The 26,651-nt window shown below is 44.6% G+C and carries 15 protein-coding genes; 1 reads left to right on the plus strand and 14 read right to left on the minus strand.

Annotated elements, in window-relative coordinates; genetic code table 11:
- Nucleotides 1–6: 6 nt before the first annotated feature.
- The 11 genes from truA to BO18_RS02995 all read right to left on the minus strand — a co-directional run bounded on the left by truA (nucleotide 7) and on the right by BO18_RS02995 (nucleotide 18,123).
- Nucleotides 7–759, minus strand: coding sequence for a tRNA pseudouridine(38-40) synthase TruA (truA, locus tag BO18_RS02945; RefSeq protein ID WP_034443459.1), 753 nt, complete (start codon nucleotides 757–759; stop codon nucleotides 7–9).
- Nucleotides 760–762: 3 nt separating this feature from the next.
- Entirely contained in the window at nucleotides 763–3,828 is a 3,066-nt protein-coding gene (locus tag BO18_RS02950) for a hypothetical protein (protein ID WP_034443461.1), read from the minus strand.
- 47 nt (nucleotides 3,829–3,875) lie between these two features.
- Nucleotides 3,876–6,644, minus strand: a complete 2,769-nt coding sequence (locus BO18_RS02955; RefSeq protein ID WP_034443463.1) for a GH36-type glycosyl hydrolase domain-containing protein — start codon at nucleotides 6,642–6,644, stop codon at nucleotides 3,876–3,878.
- Between the two features lie 22 nt (nucleotides 6,645–6,666).
- Nucleotides 6,667–9,114, minus strand: a complete 2,448-nt coding sequence (locus BO18_RS02960) for a glycoside hydrolase family 3 protein (protein ID WP_034443465.1) — start codon at nucleotides 9,112–9,114, stop codon at nucleotides 6,667–6,669.
- A 108-nt stretch (nucleotides 9,115–9,222) separates the two neighbouring features.
- Nucleotides 9,223–10,212 (minus strand): galactose/methyl galactoside ABC transporter permease MglC, encoded by a 990-nt coding sequence (locus BO18_RS02965; protein WP_034443467.1) that lies wholly within the window; start codon nucleotides 10,210–10,212, stop codon nucleotides 9,223–9,225.
- Nucleotides 10,213–10,233: 21 nt separating this feature from the next.
- Entirely contained in the window at nucleotides 10,234–11,745 is a 1,512-nt protein-coding gene (locus BO18_RS02970; protein WP_034443469.1) for a sugar ABC transporter ATP-binding protein, read from the minus strand.
- A gap of 237 nt (nucleotides 11,746–11,982) precedes the next feature.
- A complete protein-coding gene (locus tag BO18_RS02975; protein ID WP_034443472.1) occupies nucleotides 11,983–13,101 on the minus strand; it encodes a galactose ABC transporter substrate-binding protein in 1,119 nt (372 codons plus the stop codon).
- Between the two features lie 253 nt (nucleotides 13,102–13,354).
- Complete coding sequence (locus tag BO18_RS02980; RefSeq protein ID WP_034443474.1) at nucleotides 13,355–13,747, minus strand: hypothetical protein; 393 nt, start codon at nucleotides 13,745–13,747, stop codon at nucleotides 13,355–13,357.
- A 43-nt stretch (nucleotides 13,748–13,790) separates the two neighbouring features.
- Entirely contained in the window at nucleotides 13,791–14,729 is a 939-nt protein-coding gene (locus BO18_RS02985) for a transglutaminase domain-containing protein (protein WP_185752336.1), read from the minus strand.
- 111 nt (nucleotides 14,730–14,840) lie between these two features.
- Nucleotides 14,841–15,959 (minus strand): hypothetical protein, encoded by a 1,119-nt coding sequence (locus BO18_RS02990; protein WP_034443477.1) that lies wholly within the window; start codon nucleotides 15,957–15,959, stop codon nucleotides 14,841–14,843.
- 208 nt (nucleotides 15,960–16,167) lie between these two features.
- Complete coding sequence (locus tag BO18_RS02995) at nucleotides 16,168–18,123, minus strand: hypothetical protein (RefSeq protein ID WP_185752337.1); 1,956 nt, start codon at nucleotides 18,121–18,123, stop codon at nucleotides 16,168–16,170.
- 227 nt (nucleotides 18,124–18,350) lie between these two features.
- Between BO18_RS02995 and BO18_RS34695 the strand changes: the two genes are divergently transcribed.
- Nucleotides 18,351–20,933, plus strand: coding sequence for a hypothetical protein (locus BO18_RS34695; protein ID WP_051688463.1), 2,583 nt, complete (start codon nucleotides 18,351–18,353; stop codon nucleotides 20,931–20,933).
- 183 nt (nucleotides 20,934–21,116) lie between these two features.
- On the opposite strand, the gene radA is transcribed toward BO18_RS34695, so the two are convergent.
- The 3 genes from radA to BO18_RS03015 form a co-directional block, all read right to left on the minus strand.
- Nucleotides 21,117–22,496 (minus strand): DNA repair protein RadA, encoded by a 1,380-nt coding sequence (radA, locus tag BO18_RS03005; protein WP_034443482.1) that lies wholly within the window; start codon nucleotides 22,494–22,496, stop codon nucleotides 21,117–21,119.
- Nucleotides 22,497–22,736: 240 nt separating this feature from the next.
- Nucleotides 22,737–23,147 carry a hypothetical protein gene (locus BO18_RS03010; RefSeq protein ID WP_034443484.1) on the minus strand — a complete coding sequence of 137 codons (411 nt, stop codon included), beginning with the start codon at nucleotides 23,145–23,147 and terminating at the stop codon, nucleotides 22,737–22,739.
- A gap of 147 nt (nucleotides 23,148–23,294) precedes the next feature.
- Complete coding sequence (locus BO18_RS03015) at nucleotides 23,295–26,504, minus strand: hypothetical protein (protein ID WP_034443487.1); 3,210 nt, start codon at nucleotides 26,502–26,504, stop codon at nucleotides 23,295–23,297.
- Nucleotides 26,505–26,651: the final 147 nt, after the last annotated feature.

A 26,651-nucleotide genomic window follows, 5' to 3' on the forward strand; every position in this document is an offset into this window, starting at 1 on the left:
GGATCCTTAGTAATCTACCTTCATCATGCAAAGGCCTTCAGGTCTTGCCATGGGACCTGCTTTTGAACGGTCCAGGGCCTCAAGGATGTCCTTCATTTCTTCAGGCTTAATGTTTCCGTAGCCCACTTCCAAAAGAGTACCTGTCATGATCCTCACCATGTTCTGAAGAAAGCCGTTGCCATGATAGTAGAACCTGATATAATTACCACTTTCCTCAATCTTGATCGTATCCACGCACCTTACTGTGGACTTCTTCATCTTTTTATTACCGCAAAAGCTCTTGAAATCGTGGGTTCCTTCAAGGTACTTTGCAGCCTGTTCCATTAGTTCCACATCCGGCTTTTTCTCAAGAATAGTCACATATTTCCTGTCAAAAACAGGCTTTGAAGCTCCTACCCAGCATGTGTAGCGATAGGTCTTTCCAATAGCATTGAACCTGGCATGAAATCTGTCCGAGCATACCCTGACCTCATTTACGCTGATGTCATCAGGAAGATACTCATTCATGTAATCCTGGATCTCTTCCTCAGTCATGTCTGTGTCAAGAAAAGCATTGGCCACCGTTGCCCTGGCATGAACTCCTGAGTCAGTCCTTCCTGCACCTATAACAGTTACCGGCTTATCCTCAGGGGCATTCGTCATCCTTGAAAGCAATGTCTCAAGCTTTCCCTGGATAGTCATATCCTGGGTTACCTGTTTTTCCCAGCCGTAATATCTGGTTCCGTCATAGCTTATGGTGAATTTATAGTTACGTTTCATGAATTATTTAACCTTTATCTTCACAGTAATGCTCTTAGCCTTACCGTCTCTTATTGCTTCAGCGTCCTTTCCGGTAACTACGCCTTTGTCGAAGGTCTTGGAATCACCCTTTTCGAACTTTACGGTGATCTCCCCTATCTCATACTTGCCTGGGATAACATCCTTCTTGGCATCCATCACGTAGGTGAGCTTTGTATTTGATAAAAGAGTGCTCTCCACTGTGTACTTGCCCTTTTCCTCCATGATGAGATACTCAGGGATTGCAGGCTGTGGAGTGAAGGCAAGCTTGCCATCTGCCAGGCTGAAGATGCTCTTTCCAAAGAACATGAGCTTCCACATGCTGATAAACTCAATGGTTGATCCTGAAAGTCTTGCAACAAAGCCCTTTCCGTGGATATCACTGTTGGGGTTCTTACTGCTGGCAATGAAGGAAGAATTCTCCAGGGTGCTTCTGCCGTACTCCTCCTTGTCAAGGAAAGGAATTGCCTGGTCCTTGAAGTCCTCAAAGAACTCCTTGTAAAGTCCGCTTCTGATGAGCTCAAGAAGGTACTTGTACTCCATGTGGAGCCAGATTGACTCATTCTCAAGCCATCCGGGAGTAAAGGACTTACATCTTCCAAGCTCAAAGCTTGCGTTCTCAAGGGAAGCATTTACCTTGTACATTGACAGGCTCTTGTCGTACAGGTCGCTTGCCTTAACTCTGTCATAGATCTTTTTCTTCTCTTCATAGGTGTTCTCAAGCTTGAAGAATCTTACAGGTCCCTCAAGGAAGTAAGGTACCATCTGAACCTTGAAGCTTTTTGGCATAATGCCCTCTGCGCTCTTGTCATACTCAGGAACGTCATAGGTAAAGTATGCAGGAGAGATACCCTTTCCAAGGTCGAAGGCCTTTGAAACACCAGCCTCCAGTCTCTTTGCCATAAGGCCCAGGATCTCAATTGCATCTGCTGCAGTGATCACCTTAGTTTCACCGGAAAGCTTGTCATAAACCTTACTTCTGTAGCTCTCCTTAGCATCGTTTCTCTTATTCCATGCATCCATATCAGAGGCAAAAGACATTTCGATGGTCTTAAGCTCTTTTGCAAAATCCACAGACTCTGCTGGAAGAACGATGTCTCCGCCAAACTTCGAAAGAGCGTCCTTTGTGAATCTGATCATTCTAAGAAGCTCATAGGTCTCGTTCATAGATGAGCCGAACATTCCAGGCATACCGTTAAGGGCATCGTACCAGCCTGGCTTTCCACCTTCCATCTCAACGCCCATGCCCTCAGCATCAATTGCTGCGAACTTGCAGGTGCTCATAAGGAAAAGCTTTGACATGAGATTCATCTCGATATCCTGACCATTCTTATAGGTCTCAAAGCATCCGGCCTTCTGAGCGTTATCTCTATTTACAAGATAGTTGTACTGACGAAGTCCTCCTTCTGTCTCCTCATATCTCTTTGCTCTTGGAAGGATCTTAACCTTTGCCTCAAAGGACTTAACCTTTGTATCAAGAAGCAGCTCTTTTTCCTTGTCAGGATAAACCTCCAAGAAGTCCTCGATGAGGTCAAGGTTGTAATCCCAGTGATCTGACCAGTAACCCTCACCAAAGTCGCCGTTGATGGTCTCAGATGCCTCCTCCATCACAGCCTTGAATTTCTTATCCATATCCTTATCAGAGATACCTCTGTTAGAATCCTTAATAGCGGAGATCATCTGTCCGGGAGTAAATGGCTGCTTAAGCTCAAGTCCCTTAAGGGCACTTTCAGGAGCAGTAAAGGTCAGCTGCTCAATCTTGAGAGGGTTGTAACCGTCCATCTGGATGAGGTTATAAAATCTCTTGATGTTCTCGTTCTGAACAATGGGACTAAAGAAAGTATCGCACCTTCTGTTCTGGTTAACATCTCTGAAGTTACCATTACCCTGTGAATAGAACTCCGGAGACATGGAGAAGTAGTTGTAATCTCTCTCAAGATCTCCATGCTTTCTGGAATATACATAGAAGGTATGTCCGCCGGGAAGATCTATTGGTGTGCCTCCCCTTAAAACGTTGTCCATATAGTTATATCTGCAATAGTCGTCAAAGACCTTGTTGGCAGTCTTTGTGGCAACTGCATCTGTCAGCTTGTCTGTGAGTTTCTCAGCTTCCTTAAGCTTATCCTCAAAGAACTTCCCATCAATATCTCTGGTGAGGAATTCATCAAAGATGTCCTTGCTTCTAACCTGGCCAATGAGTTCATAAAGAGTCATGCTCTTTCCGGGAGCCAGCTCTCTCTTATCTGCAAAGAAGCATGAAGGGAACTCGTTGGATACATTCTGGTGAGCCTTTACAAGGGCCTCAAAGCTTCTCTCCTCAAATCCCACTGCCTCTGAAAGTGAAAGGTCATAGTCAAAGACAAGGCCGGGATCAACGATGGTGTCAAGGAGCCTTCCCTTGTCATCTCCTGCTATAGCGAAGTTACCGCCTGCAACCTTTTTTACTACAGCAGAATCTTCCATGGAAAATCTAACTCTGAAGAAAGGCCTCTTCTTATCAGCGTCCTCAACCTGCATATAAGCCTTGGTGGTCTGGACCATGTTCTTCATAACATCGATATGGCAGCCATATGGGATAAGAGCAGGCATTCCATCCAGAATCTCTAAGGTTCTCTTCTTATCTGAGGTATTGGTGATGGTCACAATTCTCATCAGCGCACCAATTTCCTCCCCGGGAAGTGTGGTGTAGCTGACCCTTGTATTAAGTCCATGCTTTTTAGAACTCTCCTCTATGAAAAGAGCGTTCATGTGGATCTCCATGGTACTGGAATTTTTGGGCTTTTTGAAGGGCTCATAGACCACTCCGTCTTCCTTGATAAAGGTCCTGAAGCCTGTACGGCTTACATTCTGATAAGCTGTGTGGGCAGGATAGAACTCCATGATGCTGTGGTCCTTGTCCTGAACGCCAAAGCTTACAACTGCCTGTCCCCTGTTGACGTAGTAGCACCAGATAGGTGTTCCCTTAACACCTGCAATTCCCGGAAGAAAGCTGGCAAAGGGACTCTTCTTGCCATATCCTTTGATAGTATCCTGTACTGTTGTAGTCTTCATAATCTACTAACTCCTCGACAATTATAATAAGTTTATATATGTATATTTTACTTAAGAGTCACTTCAATCCTGTGCTCAGCACCGCTAAGTCCATCAATCTTTTCTGCTGCGATCACTGCTGCGTTCTTGTCAAAGCCTGTCAAAGCCTCTCCATCAATTGAAACTCCGTCAATCTCATAAGCGCCAAAGTTCTTCTTAGCCCCGTTCTTATATACAACTTCGAAGTTCTTTCCCCTGAATGGAAGAAGGATTGTAGCCTCGCCCTTTTCATCAAACTGCTGCAAAAGAAGCTTTGGCTCAATGCACAGGTCTCCAGCATTTCCTCTTACACCGAAGTTCTCAGTAACAACAGTCATAAGGTACCAGCTGGCTGCTCCGGTAAGATAGTTGTACAACCCTCTTCCGTCTCCGTTAAAGTATTCCGGAACTCCGGGATAGATCCTGCTGACCTCAAAGTTCATAGCAAGGTCATAAAGTGAAGAAAGAGCCTTGTAACCTTCCTTAGCAAAGCCTCTCTTAAAGAGGGCATTACCAAACATAACTGCCATGTGGGAGAATACTGCGCCGTTCTCTTTGTCACCATAGGAGAATCCAAACATTCTTCCAAGGTCTGTTCTAAGAGCCTTGAAATCTGTATTGAGACGATATCCGCCAATCTCCTTTACATAGAGGTGCTTATCAGTACTCTTTATGATCTCTTTAACATTCTCAGTGGTTGCAGTTCCTGACATAACAGAGAATACCTGGCCAGTAAGCATCATTCTGACGTTCTTTCCGTCAGGAGTATCAAACTCACCCTCTACCCTGTCACCATTGTCATCATAGTATCCGTTGAACCAGCCGTTGCCTTCAGAGTCGGTTACCCACTCTTTTTCCCTGATTCTATCCATAAGGATCTGGGACTTATTCTCAAGAGCTTCAGCAATCTCCTCGATGTTGTACTCTTCCTTTTTACCGCTTAAGCTGTGAGATACGCTGTCCATGTACTCCATAAGAAGACCACGGCGTCCCTCAGGATTTCCAAGAACTTTACTGTCATCTGTGAAGATGAGCTTCCTGATCTCACCAGCCATAGCACAGGTGCTTACACCGGCCTTTTTAGCATACTTTCTAAGGTACTCGGCTATGTCCTTAAGGCTTCCTGCGTACCCACAGGTAAAGGCAACGCTCTCACCCTTGTGTGTAGCCATATCCAGAGCATCGTTCCAGTCAGCGCCGCGAAGTCTTATCTCTCCGTTATCTCCCACATCGTAGAAGGCTGTCAGGTTCTCAATAAGAAGGTGTTCCAAAACGCTTCCCTGATACTCTGCGCCGGCTTCGTCCTTCTGAACTACGCCATCCTTCTCATCATATCTGTCATCCCTCTTTTCTGCTCTGCAGGCAAGGGCATCCTTAAAGTAGGTAGCAGTCTCAGAAAGGATCTCCAGATCTCCTGTCTGATCCATATAAAGCTTAAGTGTAAGGAATGGCCAGAAGCCATGATCCATCCATACTCTGGGGATTCCATTTCTGTCAGCCTTGAACTCACCTGGCTTATCACCGATGATGGTTGCATTTGTTCCGTCAAGTCTCACACCCTTGAAGTTATCAAGGATCATCTTCCTTACCCCGTCAGGGTCTGTAAGAAGAAGTGCAAGACAATCCTGCCAAAGGTCTCTCCAGCCTCTTCCGCCGCGGCCATAGTCGTGATGCGGAAGGAATGAACAGCCATAGATCCTGCGAAGCTGTGGCTGGAATGCGATCCATTCCATAAAGCTGTCAAAGCTCTTATCGCCGGTCTTAACATGTATATTAGTAAGGTTGTTCCAGTAATTATTAATGCTCTCAAGTTCAGCAAGAGTCTTGTCTGCGGAGGTGATCACACCTAAAGCTTTTTTAACATCTTCGCTCTCAAGCTCCTTCATGTACCTTGCGCCAAAAGGAGTCTCTTTTCCTATCAAAGTTGCACCGATTGCGATCTGATAGGAAACACTCTCGCCGGGCTTTAAGGTAACCTGTTTGAACTTCAGGGCTCCGATCATCTCTTTTCCATCAGTCTCAAAAGGTGCCTTCTGCCAGGAGCCTTCGCCGCTGTGGCCCTTAATGATGCTTCCCGGTCTTGTGAAGGTTCCGCCCTCGCCCACGAAAAGATCTGCATCTGCGATTATAGTCTCAGGACAATTTCCCTGGGCATCAGAGCCAAAGACAAAGTAAGCTGTATCGTTGATCTGATGACCTCTCTCATCAAAAGAAAGTGTAGGCTTTACAACAACACCTCTCTCGCAGGCATAGGCCCTGTGAAGCAGAGAAGTTACATGTCTGTGATCCCTTAAATTATCAGCACTTCTGCCATATACAGGCACAGCTGCCACCGGGGTAAAAGAAATTTCGGCGCCGCTTTCATTTGACAGGCTGACGCTCATCACCTCTGATGCCACATCAAGAAGTGAGAAGATTGTAACCTTGGCTGTAATTCTGCCGTCCATAGGCTTTCTTGTTACGCTCTGCCACATACGTCCGGCTTCAAGGGTAACCTCATCCTCTTTATCAGTGAACCTCTCTGCCTCCTGGATTGCAGATGCTCCACAGGCTGACCAGATCCCATCATCAAATACACAGAAGAAATTCCTTGTATCCCTGTCAGCGTGAAGATTTGAAATACTCTTTGGTGCAATCAGAAAATGGTTCTGATCCAGCTTGGCATCTCCGCCAAAGTCCGGTGCTACAGCACTTCTAAGGCCTGCATTTCCCGATACCGGTAGGTAAAGGCCGCTGGTGTGCTGTGGGTCCTTCATGGAAAAAGAACCGTGATCATCAATAAACTTGTATCCGCTCATTTGTTTATTCCTCACCCTGTCATTAGTCAAATTTTAAAAGAGTATTAAGTATATGCTCAGCGCAGAACTCAAGATCTGCCCTGTTAAGCTCGCCCATATCCATGGCCTTTCTAAGGCGCTCCGGGAAGCCACAGGCCATCTTAAGGTCATTGCCTGCCTTAACTTCCTTGTAGTGCTCGCCTCTGGTCCACCAGTCTGATGTGACCATTCCCTTATAGCCCCACTCATCGCGCAATATTCCCTTAAGAAGGTCCCCACACTCAGAAGCTCTGTAGCCGTTGATTGCATTGTAGGAAGACATGATGGTGTAAGGGTCTGACTCATGAACTATCATCTCAAAGGCCTTAAGGTAGATCTCACGAAGTGCTCTCTCTGAAACCCTTGAGTCGCTGTGCTTTCTGTTGGTCTCCTTGTTGTTGCAGGCAAAGTGCTTAACGCTGGCACCTACATGATTTCTCTGGATTCCTCTTACCATGGCAGCTGCCATACGTCCTGTCAGATATGGATCCTCTGAGTAGTACTCAAAGTTTCTTCCGCACATAGGATTTCTGTGGATATTGATGGCAGGTGTGAGCCATACGCAAAGGTTGTTCTCCTTAAGCTCCTCTCCTCCTGCAAATCCGATATCCTCAGCAATCTCCTTATTCCAGGTGCAGGCAATAAGCGTTGCACATGGGAATGCTGTAGTAACAATTCCTGTCTCAGGAAGGATTCTGACACCAGCAGGGCCATCAGCTGTAACTGCGTTCGGAACACCATACTCAGGCATGTTACCCATACCAAATACGTTACCAACACCGGTGTTTGGCTGTCCACCAACCAGGAACATCAGCTCATCATCTGAAAGCTGAGCCATAAACTCTTTTACTGTGTGTTTTCCTTCTGCCACATCTGTAAATGGAATCACATCCTGCTTTACAGGATATGGGAAGTAATGACCTTTCTCTGCCCTGATTGCAGGAGTAAGAGCCTCTTCTGTGCCAGGCTCCATCTTCTCAATGACAGACTCGTTAATGTCTCTGTGCTCGCCCTTTGGAAGCTCCTCGTAGCTGCCATCTGCAAGCATTCTCTTTGTAAGTTCATTTGGTGTAACCTTGTGGCTAAGCTGAAGGACTGTGATATCCTCAGCATTATTCCATTCAAAAGAAACTTTGGCTGCATCTCTTACGTTCTCGCCAACGAAGAACTCATAACATCCTGCCTCCAGTACGTAAGCTGCATCCTTTACCTTTCCAAGATCGTCAAAAGAGCTCATGGCGTACTTGGACACTTTTAAAGTAAGCTCCTGGCTTTCACCGGGCTTAAGTGCCTTTGTCTTTTCAAAATCGCCAAGGGCTCTTGAAGGCTTTCCAAGCTTTCCGGCAGGAGCCTTGTAGTAGAGCTGAACTACCTCTTTTCCTGCTACAGAACCGGTGTTGGTAACCTTAACCTTGAACTCAAATCCACCACAGGTACCTGTTGGATCAGTAGCACCACCATGGATGTCCGGTATCTCTTTTCCCTCTAGGACTTCTATATCAAACTTAGTATATGAAAGTCCAAAGCCAAAGGGATAGATAACCTTATCCTTAGCTCCGGGAACAGTCTCGAAGTAGCGATATCCAACATAGATATCCTCATTATATTCAACATAGTCGAAGGACTCATGATAGCCTTCAGTAGAAGGATAATCAGTGAGCCTACCTGCGAAGGTGTCAGAGAGTCTTCCTGATGGATTTACATTTCCAAGAAGCACGTCTGCTGCTGCATCTCCGCCTTCCATACCGCCCTGGCACATGTATACAGCTGCATTCACCTTGTCATTGTCCCTGATAAAGCTGCAGTCTACTATTCCGCCGATGTTGAGCATTACAATGACCTTATCAAAGTTTGTCATTGCTGTATCAAGGAGCTTTTTCTCATTGGGAGTCAGATAGTAGTCTCCCTCAGGGAATATCTCTTTTGACAGCTCAGGCATGCTCTTGGACTTAGGCCAGGGATTGAACTCCCAGTTGGTCTCAATGTCACTTCTATCCCACCCCTCGCCGGAGAATCTGTTTATTACGAAAAGTGCTGTGTCCGAAAACTGGGCAGCTTCCTTCACCATATCATCAGAAAGGACAGGCTCAGCAGTCATTCCGGGGACTCTTCCCATCTCATGCTGCTTTTCTATATCTTCTTTATATAAGTCAACAAGCTTTTCAAAGACACTGATGCCCCTGCTCTTAAGGCCATCGTAAAGAGAGTGGATGTACTCACAGTAAACATCACCTGATCCGCCGCCACCCTTTACGTATTCTACAGATGCCTTTCCAAGAAGAACCAGTTTCTTATCCTTGCTAAGGGGAAGTACTCCGTCATTCTTCAAAAGAACTATACCTTCCCTTGCAGCGTTTCCGGAAATCTCAATGTGCTTCCTGCTTCCGGTCACCCTGTCTGCGCCATATAACGGCAAAGAAGGTTGATAGTTAAGTCTCGCCCATTTCTGCATATATATTTACCTCCAAAAATAGTTTCCACAATTGTCCTATCAAATATTACACTAAAAAAGAGACATAGCATAGCCATGTCTCTTCAAAAAGATATAAATTTTTTATTATTACTTCTTTGCTACGTACTTACGGATATCAAGTGAGATAGCTACGAAGATAACCAGTCCGATGAAAATGTACTGTGCGTTAGCATCTACACCAAGATACTGAAGAGCTGCCTTCAAAAGCTCGAATACGGCAACACCGATGATAGCTGATGAAACCTTACCACGTCCACCTGTTACTGATACACCACCGATTGTGCAGGCAGCGATAGCTTCCATCTCATATCCAAGACCAAGGTTAACTGATGCACCACCGGCCTTAGCACCAAGCATGAAACCTGCAAGACCATACATCATAGCAGCCTTCATGTAGATAAGAACCATTGTGAGACGAACAGGAACACCGGCAACCTCTGCAGCCTGTGGGTTTCCACCGATTGCATACATGTACTTACCATGACGAGTCATGTTGAAGATGAACCATGTGATAGCTGCTACCAGGATTGCGATCCAGATCAGATAGCTGATTCCAAGGAACTTACCTGTTGCGATGTTTGTGTACTGAGTTGTGTATCCACCAAGAGGAGTAGCTCCTGTGTAGATAAGTGCAAGTCCATAAACGATTTCCATCATAGCAAGTGTAGCGATGAATGGAGGTACGTGAAGGAATGCAATGAAGAATCCTGTTACTGCACCGAAAGCTCCTGTGATTGCCAGGACGATAAGAAGTGCAACGAAGATGTTAAGTGGCTGCATATCAGGGAAGAACTTTCCTGAGTAGTCAATCTTCTGAAGAAGTGTACCTGCGATACATGCTGCAAAACCGATCATACGTCCGGCTGAAAGGTCACAACCTGCTGTGATAACGCATCCTGCGATACCAAGGGCGATAACCAGTCTGGAACTCATATTCATAAGAATGTTGAACAGGTTGTTTGATGTAAGGAACCTGTCGTTTGTGATACCTGTGTAAATAACCAGGATGAACATAACGATGATAACACCGTTATTTATAAGAAAATCTGCTGCTTTTTGCTGCTTTGTTTTAACCATTTTTCCTCTCCTATTCCCATATTAGAACTGAGTAGCGTAGCTCATAACCTTCTCCTGGGTCATGTCGCTCTCTTCAGTTATTTCGCCTCGTAGTTTACCGTTACACATTACGTAAATTCGATCTGACATTCCCAGAAGCTCTGCCATTTCTGAGGATATCATTATGATTGCCTTACCCTGCTTGGCAAGGTCTGTCATGATCTCGTAAATCTCATGCTTGGCTCCTACGTCGATACCTCTTGTAGGCTCATCCATTATAAGAATATCAGGATCATTGGCAAGCCATCTTGATACGATAACCTTCTGCTGGTTACCACCTGAAAGGTTGGAGATGTGCTCCTGCATGCTTGGTGTCTTGATGCTGAGCTTCTCAATACTGTCATCAACAACCTTGTTAATTGCTTTGTGATTAAGAACAAATCCTGCTTTCAGGTATTTGTTGTAAACGGAAACGCCTACGTTATCCTTAATTGAAAGACATCCGAAGATACCGTTTCCTCTTCTGTCCTCGGTGATCATTCCTATTCCTGCATTCATTGCATCCTTAGGATTCTTGATCTTAACCTGTTTTCCGTGGATCTTGATCTCACCTGCTGACAGATTTCTGATTCCGAAAAGACCTTCCATAAGCTCAGTTCTCTGAGCACCTACCAGTCCGCCAAATCCAAGGATCTCACCCTTTCTTAAGTTGAAGGTTACATCCTGGAAGGATTTCTCGTGGATAGATGAAAGTCCATTTACTTCCATAACCACTTCACCCGGAGTTCTGTCTTTTGCAGGATAAATATTTGTAAGCTCACGACCTACCATCTTAGCGATGATATCGTCGATTGTAAGGTCTTTTGCAGGCCATGTTCCGATGTAAGTACCATCACGCATGATAGTAACATCATCTGCAATACGCTTGATCTCATCCATCTTGTGTGAGATATAGATCATTGCAACGCCCTTATTTCTGAGCATTTCCATGATCCTGAACAGCGCTTCTACTTCACTATCTGAAAGAGAAGATGTAGGCTCGTCAAAGATGATAACCTTCGCATCATGAGAAACTGCCTTAGCAATTTCTACTGACTGCATCTGTCCGATGGACAATGTGTCCAGCTGGGCCTTAGGATCGAAATCCATGTTAACTTCCTTGAGCCACTTCTCTGTTTCTTCGTACATTGTCTTGTGGTCAATTACTTGTAATGGACCAAATTTCTTTACCGGGAATCTTCCAAGGAACATATTCTCTCCAACGCTTCTTGCAAGAACCGGCTGTAATTCCTGATGTACCATGGCTATACCTTTTTTCATAGCCTCATCAGGATTGTCGATTGTTGTCTTTTCTCCGTCTATATAGATCTCTCCGGCATCCATCTTGTAAATACCGAAAAGACACTTCATAAGTGTTGATTTACCGGCTCCGTTCTCTCCCATAAGTGCATGGACGGTACCGGGCCTAACTGCCAATTGTACGTTATCCAGTGCCTTTACACCGGGAAAGGACTTGGATACGCCCCGTAGTTCCAATTTGTACTCTGATGCCATATCGTGTCCCCTTTTCTTCCATAAAGAATGCGGGAGCTTAAGTGCTCCCGCACCATATCATCTAAACATTTTGGATGAGAGTGATATACGGATTGCTCCGCTGCACTCTCGCAATCCTACATGCATTCGGAATCCGCACTGCCGCGCTACTTCCTCATGTATGTTCGGTCTTCAAGGTCATCTGATGTATCATGCAAGCATGACATCATATGACTTTGAATCCCTATATCACTCAAATTATTTAAGAGAGTCTAATACTGACTGAGCGTTCTCAGTTGTAACCTTTACGTAGTCACATCCGATGTAGTACTCGTTGCCAGCACCTGTGATGTAGTTGATAGCTGCATCAGCTGCACCATGTGACTGAGCGATGTGATCGTTGAATACTGTACCTGTCATTGTTCCAGCAAGTACGTCCTCAAGAGCCTCTGTAAGAGCGTCAACACCTACAAGGTAGATGTCCTCGCCAACCTTACGTCCAGCTGCCTCGATTGACTGAAGAGCACCAAGAGCCATAGCATCGTTGTTGCAGAATACTACTTCTGTCTCAGGATGAGCTGAAAGTGAGTTAGCAACAAGCTGCTGAGCTGTAGCCTGATCCCAGTTACCTACCTGATCATCAAGGCAATCAACTGTCCAACCAGCATCCTCAAGAGCCTTAACTGAGAACTCTGTTCTGTACTGAGCATCAACGTTCTCAGGGTCACCCTCGATCATGATGTACTGGATCTTGCCATCGCCGTTAAGGTCTACTTTATCCTGACCAAGGTCAACGATGATCTCACCCTGCATTGTTCCAGACTGACGAGCGTCACATCCAACGTATGTTACGTTCCAGCTGTTTGACTGCCATCTTGCTTCCTCGTCAGCATCAGGCTCACGGTTGATATAAACAAGAGGGATATCAGCGCCAACTACGAGATCTGTGATTGTAGCAGCAGATGAAGAGTTAACTGGGTTGATGATAAGTACATCAACACCCTGTGTGATGAAGTTCTGGATCTGGTTTGTCTGTGTAGCCTGGTCGTTAGCACCATCTACGATTGTGATGTTATCCTTTGAGAATCCCTGAGAAATGAGATAGTTCTCAAGCTCTGTTCTGAACAGTGTCATGAAGTTATCAGCGAACTGATAGATACAAACACCAACCTTCTTGTCTGCAAGATCAGCGCTTCCTGCTGTCTCTGCTACCTCAGTTGCAGCTGTCTCTGCTACATCTGTAGCTGTCTCTGCTACCTCTGTAGCTGTCTCTGCTACCTCAGTTGCAGCTGTCTCTGCAGCACCCTGTCCGCATCCAACAAGCATAGACATTGTCATTGCAGAAACTGTTAAAAGACTTACCAATTTCTTTTTCATTTATTTCATCCTCCTTAAAGATAATGTGTTGAGGCGCACGTGAATTAGAGCCCCAACGTTTGTTTACAATGAGAATTATAGCAATGGCATTTGTGCAAAAACATAGAGAATACTTCTTTGTATCTTAGAAATCCTTTTATATTTTAGGTCTATTTGTCGCTTTTGGACAAAAGAAAACACTCTGTTTTGTGCACTTTTTCCTTCCGGAAACGTTTTCTAAAAACAGAGTGTTGTCATTTTGTATTTTTTTCTATTATTCTATTTCAGTACTGCCGTCTGAATAGGTTATTACCCAGTATCCTTTACCTGTTCCGCAGTCCTCATGGTACTGCTTATCCACGATGACCAGCTCTGGTTCACTAGCTGTATCATCCGTAGCTTCCGGTGAAAGTGCCACTTGCTCATCTGCAAAACTCTGAACCACTGTCTCCTCCGGAACTACCTCTGGTACAGGAGACTCCTCTTTTACCATCTGGGGAGTAACCACCGGAATACTTCTGTCTGCCGTTTCAGTCATAGAATCGGTGACCGAAGCGGACACTGCATCGTGGTACGCCGGCCAAAAGGCGTACAAAAGCAGGTTAAATATGAAAACCATAAAAGCCGTTCCCGTAAAAAGAAGCAGGAACATAAGGACTTTTCTCATATGAACTCCCTTTCAAAAATCATTTCCTGATTGATCCAAAACCTTAGAAAGTTACTGTCCAGCTGGTTTCCTTCACTAGTGGACCTGCCGGGTAACTGTCGTAGGTCTGCTTGTAATACCCTGATCCCTTTGCACCCTGCATTTCCGGGTCAAAGATGTACCACTTATCGCCAAGCTTAACCTCAGTCCAGGCGTGGGCTGTACGGCCACCTAATGATGAAGTCACAGTCCCTGCGCACACTCTCGCCTCATATCCAAGGCCCTTTGCAATGTAAGCAAAGCCCGAAGCATAGTTGTAGCAGTTGCCCTTTCCCGTGGACAAAATCTCTTTTGCATAGGCACCAGTCCAGTCACCAAGGGGATAATCCAGCTTTCTTTCGTAGGAGGATGTTTTCACGAAATAGTTAAAGCACTTTTCAAGCTGCTTTCTCTGGGTCATTCCTTCAGTGGTACTGGTATCAACGATGGATGCTGCCAGCTTCATCAGCTCAGTATCCGGATCTTTGATACTTCCATCTGCATTCTTCCACTTAAGACCTGATGGGGTGTGGATGAAGTGTGCTCCCGGAACCTGGGCCTCTGTCATGCTTTCGCTGGCCTGCTCCTTGACTACACTTTTCACCTGCTCCTTCAGGTCTTCGCCCACTCCGTAGAGGGCATTTTCTCTTATTGAAACAACACTGTCAGGGATCACAGCCCCTGTAAGTGCTGCAGGAAAACATAAAAGCTCTGTCATATCTTTGTTGTACAGGCAGTTACTGTAAGAAGTATAGAAAGGATTACTCTCACTTACGGTTATGGACCGAAGATTCATCATTCCCCTAAAGGAGGCAGATGAGATATCAGTTACATCACTTCCTATATGAATAGTAGAAATACCTGTGTTGCCTCTGAAGGTAGAGGCATCGATCTTTTCAAGTCCTTTAGCTCCCGCCTTCAGTTGGGGCCCTACCAGCAGGGAAGCCATAAGCATGATGCACATGCCCAGGACTCTTATGCTATTTTTATGTTTGTAATAGAGCCTTTTCATATCTCCACGAACCTTTATACGAAATATTTTCTTCCTGTGGCAAAAGAAATTTATGCAATCCGATCAGTTACTGCCGTTATTAATCTGATGGTTCATATAAACAGGGCTTCCGCCATCCACCAGCTGTGGCCTTGTTGTAAAGATATCAGCCTCAGTGGCAAACTTGATGTAACTGGTAATATCCTTCTTGGATCCACCCTGATTTGGATGCTTTCCATACCCTGCTGAAGCGTATGTAGGGTTGGCATCTGCATAAGCTTCATGGTTATCACACACAACCTGACACCACTGGTCATCCCACTTGTTTGCATTTACGTGAACCCACTTAAGTGGCGGATATATAGTTGCGTTATTGTTTGTGTTTGATGTTTTTCCTGCGGCCTTATCTTCTTCCTGCTGTTTATAAACCTTTGCGTTGTTCTCCTGGCACAGCCCATCCAGATAGTCAAGGACCAGTCCCAATGCTCTTGTAGAACCTGCACTGGTATATTCCCGGGAGATAAAAACACCATAGGCAGTTCTATAGTCCTTATTTTTTGCTTTTTTAGCCTCATCATTAGTAAGGTGCCTGCCAACACTGCAATAAGCACTGACCATACCTGTAGCGTAGGCAACCATCTCAATCTGAGTTCCCTTGCCCTTTGTTGTAACCTGGGTATACACATGATCAGCTATCTGTTTGGCAATACTTCTGGCAAGATCCTCCTGTACCCTGGACATGCCTCCGTTACTATGAAGCTCGCCGGGAATGACGTTCAAAACTTCACTCTGCTTGGATGTCTTTTGATTTGATGGAACAACATATTCATAGCTGCTGCTTCCGGTTTGAGCATTTCTGACAACGAGCTTACTGGACACGCGCCTTTCATTAGCGGACCTTCCGTAAAGTGCCCAATGCTCTACAAGCTTTTCCGGGTTAGCCCCATAAGCCTCTCTAAGGTCAGAATAATTCATGAAATAATAAAGTGGATTATAGCCATCAAGCTTTCCATAATCGACACCATTGTAAACTTTGGTAGCATTAAAAAGGGTATTATAAGTATCCTCTGAAATTTCTACTCCAGAGACATAAACTTTACCATCAGCTTCAGCTTTTATTGAGAAAATCGGAGAAAACAGAACAAGACAAAAAAGAGCTAAACATAATAGTTTGCTAAAGGATCTGTCAAAAAGACACTTCATAGAACCCTCCTTCCCATCATACAGGATTTCATATATCTCTTTTATCGACATTATTGTTTCGAAAGTTTACACAATAGTAAAAGAAATTAAACAGCTCCACATTTGTCCTTTTTAAGCCCTAAAAAAAGAGCAACAAAAAACGCCATCAAGACGTGACACGTCATGATAGCGCTTCTTGCAAGAAATTTCCTGACCTTTGCTGACCTTTTTAATTCATATCACTGCTTCTTGCAGCCATGGTTAAAACGGCTAGGCAAGCAAAAATAATAAGTAATTTAGTCATTTCTCCACCTTCTCCTGTTTCCGCCCGTCTTGCACCTAGAACAGCGGCCTGAGTACTGTTAGCGCTTACTGCTCCTACCCTGTATGGTACATTTACATGGGTAGCAGAGTTTTCACCCTTGGCACTTCCCCCGCCGGAAGTTACGCCATTTCCCGGATCAACAAGGACAAGTCTTCCATCCTTATAGTCAATGTCGTACTGGGAAGTAACATCTCTTCCTTTGGAATCTACTATAGTAACACTGCTGATGTGGTTGGCCGTCTCGCCAACTCCTGTCTGAGTGCCATTGAAAACAACTTTTTCTATCTGATGGCCTTCATCCAAATTTCCTGAAATGATCTCATAGTTATCATTTGTCAGGGTCTGGCCATCATCATTTTTCACGGTGGTTCCGGCCTCAATAACAATTGGGGTTGTAACCTTAACCTTCTTTTCCTGATTCAGAGTGACACTAAAGAACGTGCTGATGACAGTACCGCTTTCATCTTTGATCTGAATATCTTCAGGACCATTTAGTTTTCTGCTTCCGCTGTAGAAATCTACGACTACTTCTCCAAGCTCTTTTACCATCGCGTAAGCTCCGGTGATATTAATGGAAAAGACTCTGTCTCTTACAGGAAACGTTGTATACCCATCTTCTGCATTAGAAGTGATCTTTCTAAGATAAACGCCGTTATAGTTATAGATAAGTTTTTCCCAGATATTTGGATTGCCCTTATCAATTACATTGATGGCAAAGCCTCCCACAATGTGCTCCTGACCATCAAAGACTATTTCATTTACTTCATTTCCGTTCTCATCCAGCAAAAGAGCTTCTACCTGGATCTCAACTTCCTTGGATAGTTCAAGGATCTTAGGATCAACCTGAGGGGCTTCCGGATCCGGGGTGACCGGAGTCGGTTTCAGTTTATCCGATGGCTTATCTTCAGTGATTGCTGTCGGGTCCGGCTTATCAGGCACTGGGTCTTCCGGTGTTACAGCCGGATCCGGTTTTTCGGGTGCTGGATCTTCTGTGGTCGCTGTTGGATCATCGCTGCCTGGCGTTATCGGCTCGTCGCTGCCTGGTGTTGCTGGCTTGTCGTTTTCAGGCTCAGGTGTTTCGTTGCTACCCTCGCCTGTGGACGGGTCTTCGCTGACATTCTCTCTGGTCCTGATAACACCATCTACGTGGATCACAACATCAGAGTTGTTGCCAAATGTGAGCGCAGGCTTGATCACGTACCAGATCACATAATGTTTTGCCGGATCAAATTCAGGAACCACGGCCTTAATAGCATTAGTGTCAGGAACACTTGTTAACACATTTGTTACGGAATTGGAGGCTGTAATGCCGTCCTCCATAAGGTTATCTCCGCTTCCGCCTGTTACTGTTCCGACGCCTTTTACATAACCGGAACCTGGAACAGCACTGTTTATTCTTATTGGATCTGAGTAATTGCTTACAATCTGCCAAAAGAAATCTGATGGAATCTGTGCATCAATGTGATCTCCACGGGCAATGTTTTTTCTTATATAAAAGCAAACGTCATATAGACTGTTTGAACTATTCAGAGAAGCACCAAGCATAGGCTGCTCATTCTCTGTGATTCCGTCAGGATTCTGCACTCCCTGGAGTTCTTGCATAGTAGCTGACTCTGTATCATCTAAAGGCTCTTGATCCTCATATAATTCCGAGGCAGCTTCCTGTGTCCGATCCGGCTCAGCGCCTAATCCTTGCGTCTCATCTAGCTCTCCGCCTTGAGACTGCTCATCAGGAATCGTTATATCTTCAGTTTGTTCGTTTGCATATGCACATAATGAATAGCTGCCACTTGAAACTGCAGCCACAAAGACAATCGGTGCAAGAAGAAGTCCCAAGACTCCCCTTCCTAACCTGTTCATTGCAACCCCTCGCTCCCTAAAAGCTCAAAAACACTGAAAACATCATAGCAGATAGTTAATCATATATCCAATCATATTTGAAATTTTTTATGTAAAATCTATAGAAATTATGAAATAATTTTTAGAAATCTTTTATCTCCATTTAATGGCCACAATGGGCTATTCAGTCGAATAAATAATAGAGAAACAATTGTATTGCAAGTATGTTTGGGTGAGGAGATAGAAAAATGAGAGGAAAGAAAAGAGTTTACACAGTCAAAAACTTAATAGCATTTATGCTGAGCCTGATTCTTATTTTCAGCTCAGCAACTACAGTATTCGCAGAAGGAACCGAGGTTCCAACAGATGAAACTACTGCAGTTACACAGGAAGAGGCTTCCGGGGAAGAGACTCCTGCAGTAACAGATGGTGAATCTTCACAGGAAGAGACTCCTGCTACTGCTCCTGCCCCTGAACCTGCTCCCGTAACTGTTGAAGAAACAGTTCCTGTTATACAGGCAGCGGAAGCAGAAGTAATCGCAGATATTCCTGAAGAGGAACGCAAGCAGACTGACGAGACCGGTAAAGAGGTTGGCTTAGAGGTAGATCTTAAGGCAGCCGAGACAATCCTTACCGAGGCAGATGTGGCCGGCGATGAGACCACTACCACTGAAGGCCACTACCAGAGCGCAGTTGACAACAAGGCTGAGGCTGATTCAAACCTCGCAGCTATTACAACTGAAAGCCAGAATTTCGACACAGCAATCGCCAACGAGGCTTCACAGATCACAGACTACAATACAAACGACACAAAGGGAACTGATTATTCAAACGATACTATCGCAGATGCAAATATAGCAAACACAGCGGAGACTTTTGAAGAAGCTTCAGCTGCAAAAGACAGCGCAATTGCAAACCTGGCTGTAGCTGAGGAAGGTCTTGATGCCGCAACAACAGCTTATGACAACGCAAGCGCAGAATATGATAAGGCTGATAAAGCTTATCAGAACGCAGTAGCAGATCTTGAGGCTGCCGAAAATCAGGTACAGGCAGCTCAGGCAGCAATAGCAGAAGCAGGGAATGATGCTACAAATGCAAGAAAGGTCCTTGAAGAAGCTCAGAAGAAGGTTGATGCCCTTGAAAAAGAGGTTGAAACCTGCGCTGAAAAGAAGGATGAACTTCAGGAAATAAAGGATCAGTACTATGCTACTCTGGTTCAGTACTATCGTGATGCTTATGGCGGAACAACAGTAAAACAGTACTATGATGAAGACGGACATCTCAAAACAGATGAATGCGCTGATAATATTACCACTGCAAAGGTAAATCAGCTGGCAAATGCTCCCGGCGACAAAAACATGAAGCTAGCCAGGGATCTGATGAAGAAGATCATCACTTATAAGGTTTTAAATGACGAGAATGTAGATCCTGACAACGCTAACCTTCAGATAGGTGTTCAGAAACTCGGAACATCAAAAATAGAATCCAGAGAAGGAATTGTCTTTTCAGATGATGACGGTCTTGACCAGGTCGTAGTTGATAAAGTTAGAGGATACGGTACTATTTTCCCAAATGACCCTGAATATATGTATATCAACAGATCCACTTCAGGTGATCAGGGAAGAAGTAACTATATCACTGTAACCTATACTGACAAAGATGGTGTAGACCACGAAGAGTATTACAACTACGTTTTCAAGCAGAACAACGGAACAACAATTACTGATGAGCTGGATATGAGGAATGGTCATATCTACCTGGCTCAGATCACCATTGACGAGAACAATAACAGAACAATTAACAAAGTAGTTGATACCAACAGCATGGACAACTACAGCAAGCTTAACTCCGCACTTGGTGCAGCTATAAAATCAGCTCAAAATCTCGATGCCTACAAGGCTGCACAGGCAGCTGTGAAAGCTGCAGCAGAGAAAGTTGCAGACCTTGAAGGAACATACTTAAAGCTTCAGAACGAACTTAACACCTACAATGCAACAATAGCAGGAAACAAGACAGCGCTTACTCTTCTCCAGAATAAGCTTACTGCTACAAAGGCAGAACTGGATGCAACAAAGGTAAAAAAGGCAGCTTTAGAGGACAAGGTTGACGAGGCAAGAAAGGCAGTTAAGGATATAGATCTTTCAAGATTCGATCCAGCTCCAGCACCTGCGCCCACACCGGCTCCTACTCCTACACCAACTCCTACTCCTGCACCTACACCAACACCAACTCCTGCGCCTACACCAGCTCCTACTCCTGCACCTACACCAGCTCCTACTCCTGCACCTACACCAGCTCCTACTCCTGCACCTACACCAGCTCCTGCTCCTGCACCTACACCAGCTCCTGCTCCTGCAACAGCAGATACTCCTTCATCAGAAGAAGCTCCTGCACCGGCAGCTGAAACACCTGTAGTATTAGCCAACGTAGCAACACCTGCAGATGCAGCAGTTGTAGCACCAGTAAACACAGCAGCCCCATCTGATGCAGCAGTTGTAAATGTAGCAGCTCAGGCAGTAAATGGTAATCAGGCAGCTGATCAGAATGGAGACAACGAGCAGACATTAGCCCCAGTTCAGAATGGTGTTCAGCAGCTCACAGCTCAGATTCCTGAAGGAGAAATAGCTCTTTCAGCAGCACCTTCAAAAGAAGAAGAAAAGGTTGATGAAAAGGTTACACCAGTTTCTACAGTAGAAATTGAAGATGAAGCCTCAGCAACTGCAGCAGGAATTGAAAAGATGGGCTTCAACCTCTGGTGGTTATTCCTTCTTATAATCATCGTAGCCATTGTAAAGAAATACATGGACTACCGCAAGGAATCTAAAGAATAATAAGAATAATCCATAATCGAGTAGGCTGACTCCTACTCGATTTCGCACACGAACATTCCGCACTTAGTGCTCCATGTTCTTACGACCGGCAAATGAATTTGTATGCAAGCATCCATTCGCTTGCCGGTCTTGTGCAACATAAAGAAATGCAGTCCGAAAGGGCTGCATTTTCTTTTGAAAAAATCATATGAGTCTCATGGCATCGGCAACTGATGAAACGCCGATTATTTCAATACCTTTACAGCTCTTTTTAAGCTTATCTTCCAAGGCCTTTGGAACTATGCAGGTCTTAAAGCCAAGCTTCTTAGCTTCTGATACTCTGGCTTCTCCCATGTTAACTGAACGAACCTCACCGGAAAGACCAACTTCTCCGAAGGCTATCACATCACTTCCTATGGGGATGTTCTTAAAGCTGGAGATAAGAGCAAGGCAGATACCCAGATCCAGGGAGGGCTCTGCGATACGCATTCCTCCGGCAAGATTAACATAGGCATCGAATTCTCCCATATTAAGCCCAATTCTCTTTTCCAGAACGGCCATGAGAAGGTTTACCCTGTTGTAATCTGTGCCGTTGGCCTGACGACGAGGGAAGCCGAAATTACTTCTGCACACAAGAGCCTGAACTTCGATAAGTATAGGTCTCGTGCCCTCTACAGAGCAGGTTACTATTGAGCCACTGGCGTTTTCAGGTCTTCCGTCCAACATGAACTCTGAAGGGTTGGCCACTTCCGCAAGCCCCTTCTCCTGCATCTCAAAAACTCCGATCTCATTGGTGGAGCCAAAACGGTTCTTCACTGCCCGAAGGATTCTGTAGGATGCATGTCTGTCACCCTCGAAGTAAAGAACAGTATCAACCATGTGCTCTAAGACTCTTGGGCCTGCCACCTGTCCTTCCTTTGTAACATGACCAACAATAAAGATGGAGATGTTCATGCTCTTGGCAATCCTGAGAAGTACCGAGGTGGACTCCCTTACCTGGGATACACTTCCAGGAGCTGAGGAAACAGATTCATTGAACATGGTCTGAATGGAATCGATTATCACAACTTCCGGCTTTGCCCTGGTGATAGCCTCCTCAATGTCCGAGAGATTGGTCTCACACATGAACTTAAGGTGTTCAGAAAAATCACCGATCCTGTTGGCACGAAGTTTGATCTGGCGAAGGGATTCCTCACCTGAGATATAAAGAACTTCCTTTCCATCGCCGGAGATATTTCCTGCTACCTGCAAAAGAATTGTGGACTTTCCTATTCCGGGATCGCCTCCCACAAGGATCAGAGACCCTTTTACAAGGCCGTCTCCCAGGACTCTGTTAAGCTCCCCAATGTGGGTGTCATATCTCTCCTCATCGTTCATGACGATCTCAGAAAGAGTTTTTGGAGCTGAGCCCCCTGAAGCTCCAGAAGCAGAGGTGGTTGTGCCCCTTGTAGTCTTTGGAGCAGGTTTTACGGTTTCCTCCACGAAGCTGTTCCACTCTCTACAGCCCGGACACTGCCCCATCCACTTTGATGATTCATACCCACAACTCTGACAGAAAAAAACTGTCTTGATCTTTGTTGCCATCGTTCCTCCCTAGTTATCAGTATCTAATCCGAAGTTTAGGCGCATATAATGAAATACTTGTTTGCTCCTGTGTCGTGATTTTCTAGAACTCAAAAAACAGCAAGTGCCTCATTTCGACGTTGCTCAAAGCAATCGGCACCTGCTGTTTTTTTCATTCTGAAAATCATCTCCTCGTGCGAGAACTGCGCATTTCCTCATATGCGCCTAAACTCCTCATTGGATGATTGAAATTCTTACTAATTAGCACTCGACTCTAACTGTAACAGGTGCATCTCCTGACAGTTCTACGCTTAAATTCAGCTTGCCTCCAAGGTTGGTGCTCATCTTACCAATACTGCTACCATCTACAAAAACATTATACTCTGTGTTCTCAAGGAGTCCCAAAGTTATCTGTGCGTCGCTGGCGCCTTCCACAGTGAATTCAACGCCTTTGTCTGTCTCCTTAAAATTTGTAACTGCTGTGCCTGGAACTGACTCATATACAAAGTTCTCATTGCTCTCAAGCTTTGTGATATCCTTAAAAGTCTTTACCTTAAGGACATTTCCATTGTGTTCAAAATTCTCAAGCTTCTTCTTTTCCGGAAGCTCGTAATTACCAAAGCTGATACTTCCATCCTTCTCAGCTCTGATCAACTGTTCTACGACAGCCATAGTAGCCCTCCTAAAATGTATTGAACTTAAGTAAACTGTGTACATAATTATTATAATTCACAGGAAGACAATAGGGAATTAAAAATTTCTAAAAAGGCTGCCACACCGATTTAGTGTGACAGCCTTCTATAAATGTATGTAAAGATTTTATTTCTGCTCTGATTCCTTGCGTGAATCGTAATACTTTTTAGCTGCGATGGCTAATATAACCAGAAGCAGAAGGAGTAACCACCAGTAGTTAAATCCTGTCTCTTCGATTCCTGCCGCCTTTGCAACATCGCCTTCGCCGATATCAGCTAGAACTTTAGGCTTATTATCATTTGCAGGCTTCATGTTGTCAGGAGTAGCTGCAAGAGCAGGTCCTGCTTCAGGGATCTCAGCTATAATCTGCTGATCACCTGCTGCATCATTTCCGCCCTGTGCTCCGGCGCCATTTCCTGCACCAGCACCGTTACCAGCACCACCTGCTGCCTGTCCGCCAGCTCCACCGGCTGCGTTTCCTGCTGCTCCGCCTACTGCGCCACCTGCTGCATCTCCAGCTCCGGCTGCAAGAAGGTTTGCAGGATTACCAGCTACTACTCCATCAGATGTAGGAACTATTACAGGTGTATCTGCTGTAGGAGCCACTGCAGGTGCTACGTCATCTGTTGCCGGATCATCTGCCGGTGCTCCACCTGCTGGTGTTGCTCCACCTGTAGGAGTTGTGCCACCTGTTGTTGGTGTAGTTCCAGGAGTAGGTGTTGTTCCGGGTGTTGTACCAGGTGTAGTTCCAGGGGTTGTGCCGCCTGTTGTATCATCTTCCGGAGCAACGTATGGTGTCAGCTTAGCAAGCTGAACTTCACCATCAAAGCCTGCCAACTTAATATTCTTAGCTGCTGTTACAGCTTCTCTAGCAGCCTGAACATCAGTCTCAAGCTTCTCCTTCTTGGTCTTTGCTGCAGTCAGTTCACCTCTGGCTTTTTCCAGTTTGGTCTTGGCATTTGAAAGATCAGCTTTCTTTGCCTTAAGGTTAGACGCAAGTGAACCATCCTTTTTCTCGTTCAGCTCATCCTGAAGAACCTGAATCTTAGCTTCCAAAGCAGTAACCTCAGCTACTGCATCATCTACGGCCTTCTTTGCAGCCTGATATGCTGCTAAGTTCTTAGCTACATTTATTGCCCCCGTCAACTTAGTGTAACTGTCCATGTTATTTGCATCAGTAACTCTTGTTACCTTTGCGCCATCTATTTCAGCCAGGAAAACCTGTCCATCTTTCAAATTAATGCTTCCTGCTTCATCCTTGTCTAAAGCCTCCTGTTTGAAAACGTAATTGTAATGCTTGGTCTGAAGCGTATTATTCTTATCCATGTAAGTTACAATTACATAGTTAGATCTTCCGTCATCATTATTTTGGGGCCTATACATATTTAGCGTATAAGTCTTTTTTGGTGAAACATCTTCCTGTTTATTGTTTTTTCTTGTTCTATCTACTGCAACCTGATCATGATTTTTATTAACACCATCAGAAGATTTGAAAACAGTTCCTTCTACTGCTTTTGCATTAGCATCAAGCTTATCTTTTACTTTACCATCGGTTATACCTATCTTAAGATCAGGATTTTGGGGATTAACATCGTCGCTATTTAAGATCATGTATGTAATGAGCTTAGTCATCAGATCTCTGCCAAGGTTTTTTTCAAGTTCTGTACTCTTCTTAGCCTTTTCGTCCGCTTTTTCTTTATAGGCATCAACGGTTGTCACTAATCTTATGCATTCTTCTAAATTTAGTGTTCCATCTGAGTTGTAACAGTTAAAAATATCTTGACTATTATCTGCCTTTTTTACTTTGATAGTTTTGTCAATGCTCCCACCAATTATATCTCGGTAGTACTGCACCATCATCGCATAGTACTGCTGCCTGATAGCTTCCAATTGCTCCTGTTTATCAGCATACTTCTGAACTTCAGCTTCCAGAGCTGCTGCCTTCCTCTGGGCCTCTTCCAGCTTCGCCTGAGCAGCAGCCTTATCTTTGCCTGCTGTTTCAAGAGCAGTCTTCGCATCTGCAACCTGCTTTTCTGCTGTCTCAAGTTCTTTGTTTACAGCGTCATAAGCCTTATCTGCTGCCTTGCAAGCGTTATCAGCTATATTATAAGCTGCTACAGCCTCTTTTAATCCATCTTCTGCCTCACCGAGAGCTTTTTCAGCATTCTCCTGTGCCTCTTTCATGTTTCCGGAAGCGTTCGAAACTTTGTCATTTGCGTCAGCCTTTGCACCAGCTACTTTATTCTGGGCTTCTTCAGCCTTCTTCTTTGCTTCCTCAGCTGCAGCCTGATTCTCAGCGGTCTTGTTTGCTTCTGCAGCTGCTATAAGCACATTTGCTTCTTCAATGACCTTATTGGCTTCTTCAATTATCTTATTTGTATCCTGTATAGCTTTGTTTGCAGATTCTCCACCAGAAGTTGCCTTCTTAGCCTCATCCTTAGCAGTAGTAATAGCATCTTCAGTCTTTTTCTCAGCCTTTGCTAAGTTTCCGTCTTTTCCAAGCTCTGTTTTTACAGAACCCTCAAAGGCCTTCTCTGCTTTTGCGAAGTCACCATTCTCTCCATTAAGAGAATCATTTGCCAATTTAACATTTTCTTTTGCAGCCTTAATATCAGCATCTGCAACATTATATAAACCGTCTGTATTAACAGTACCGGTCTTCTTAGATTCATCTACATCATCAGTCCCCTCGTACTTATACTGGTGATTTGTTTCAAGGGCACTATTTGCATCAGTAAGAAGCTGGTTGATAGCCTGCAATTCACTTTTTCGAGTTGCATCCTCTTCAACTTTAGCAGCCTCATTAACAGCTTTAATTGCTCCCTGATCATCATTGCCGATGCTATTTCTTAAATGCTGTAAATCCTGTGGAATTGTAGTCTCTGGTTTTGTTTCAGAAGTAGCCCCAGTAGCGGCTTCTGTAGTTGCTCCTGTAGCAGCATCTGTAGTTGCTCCTGTTGCAGCTTCTGTAGTTGCTCCTGTAGCAGCATCCGTAGTAGCTCCTGTTGCAGCTTCTGTAGTACCTTCTGTTGCAGCCTCAGAAGTAGCTTCTGTAACAGCAATTGAAACCGACACTTTTTCCACAGATGTGGACGCAACAAATACTACAGGATCTTCCTGGACTGCAGGCGCAGCTGATTCTGTGCTTCCTTCAGATGCTGAATTTTCTATCACAACAGGTCCATCTGCAGTTGCTGCAACAGGCGCGCCAGCAGGAGCTGATAAAGGCTCTGTTTCGCTAGCAAACGCTGTGATGGTTCCGCCAAATGTAAGAACCAGGCATAGAAGAAGAGCCAGAAAACTTCTTATTACAGATTTTCTTCCCATTTTCTTCATATTTAGTTTCCTCTCCACACACACATTTAAGATATAGTTTATATCTTATCCAAAAGAATTATAGAAAAATGATAATCATATAAATAATCATAAAGAAATGCTAAAACGTAGCATATATCTTAAAATATTATAAACATTTTAAATGCT

The organism is Butyrivibrio sp. AE2032 (assembly GCF_000702965.1).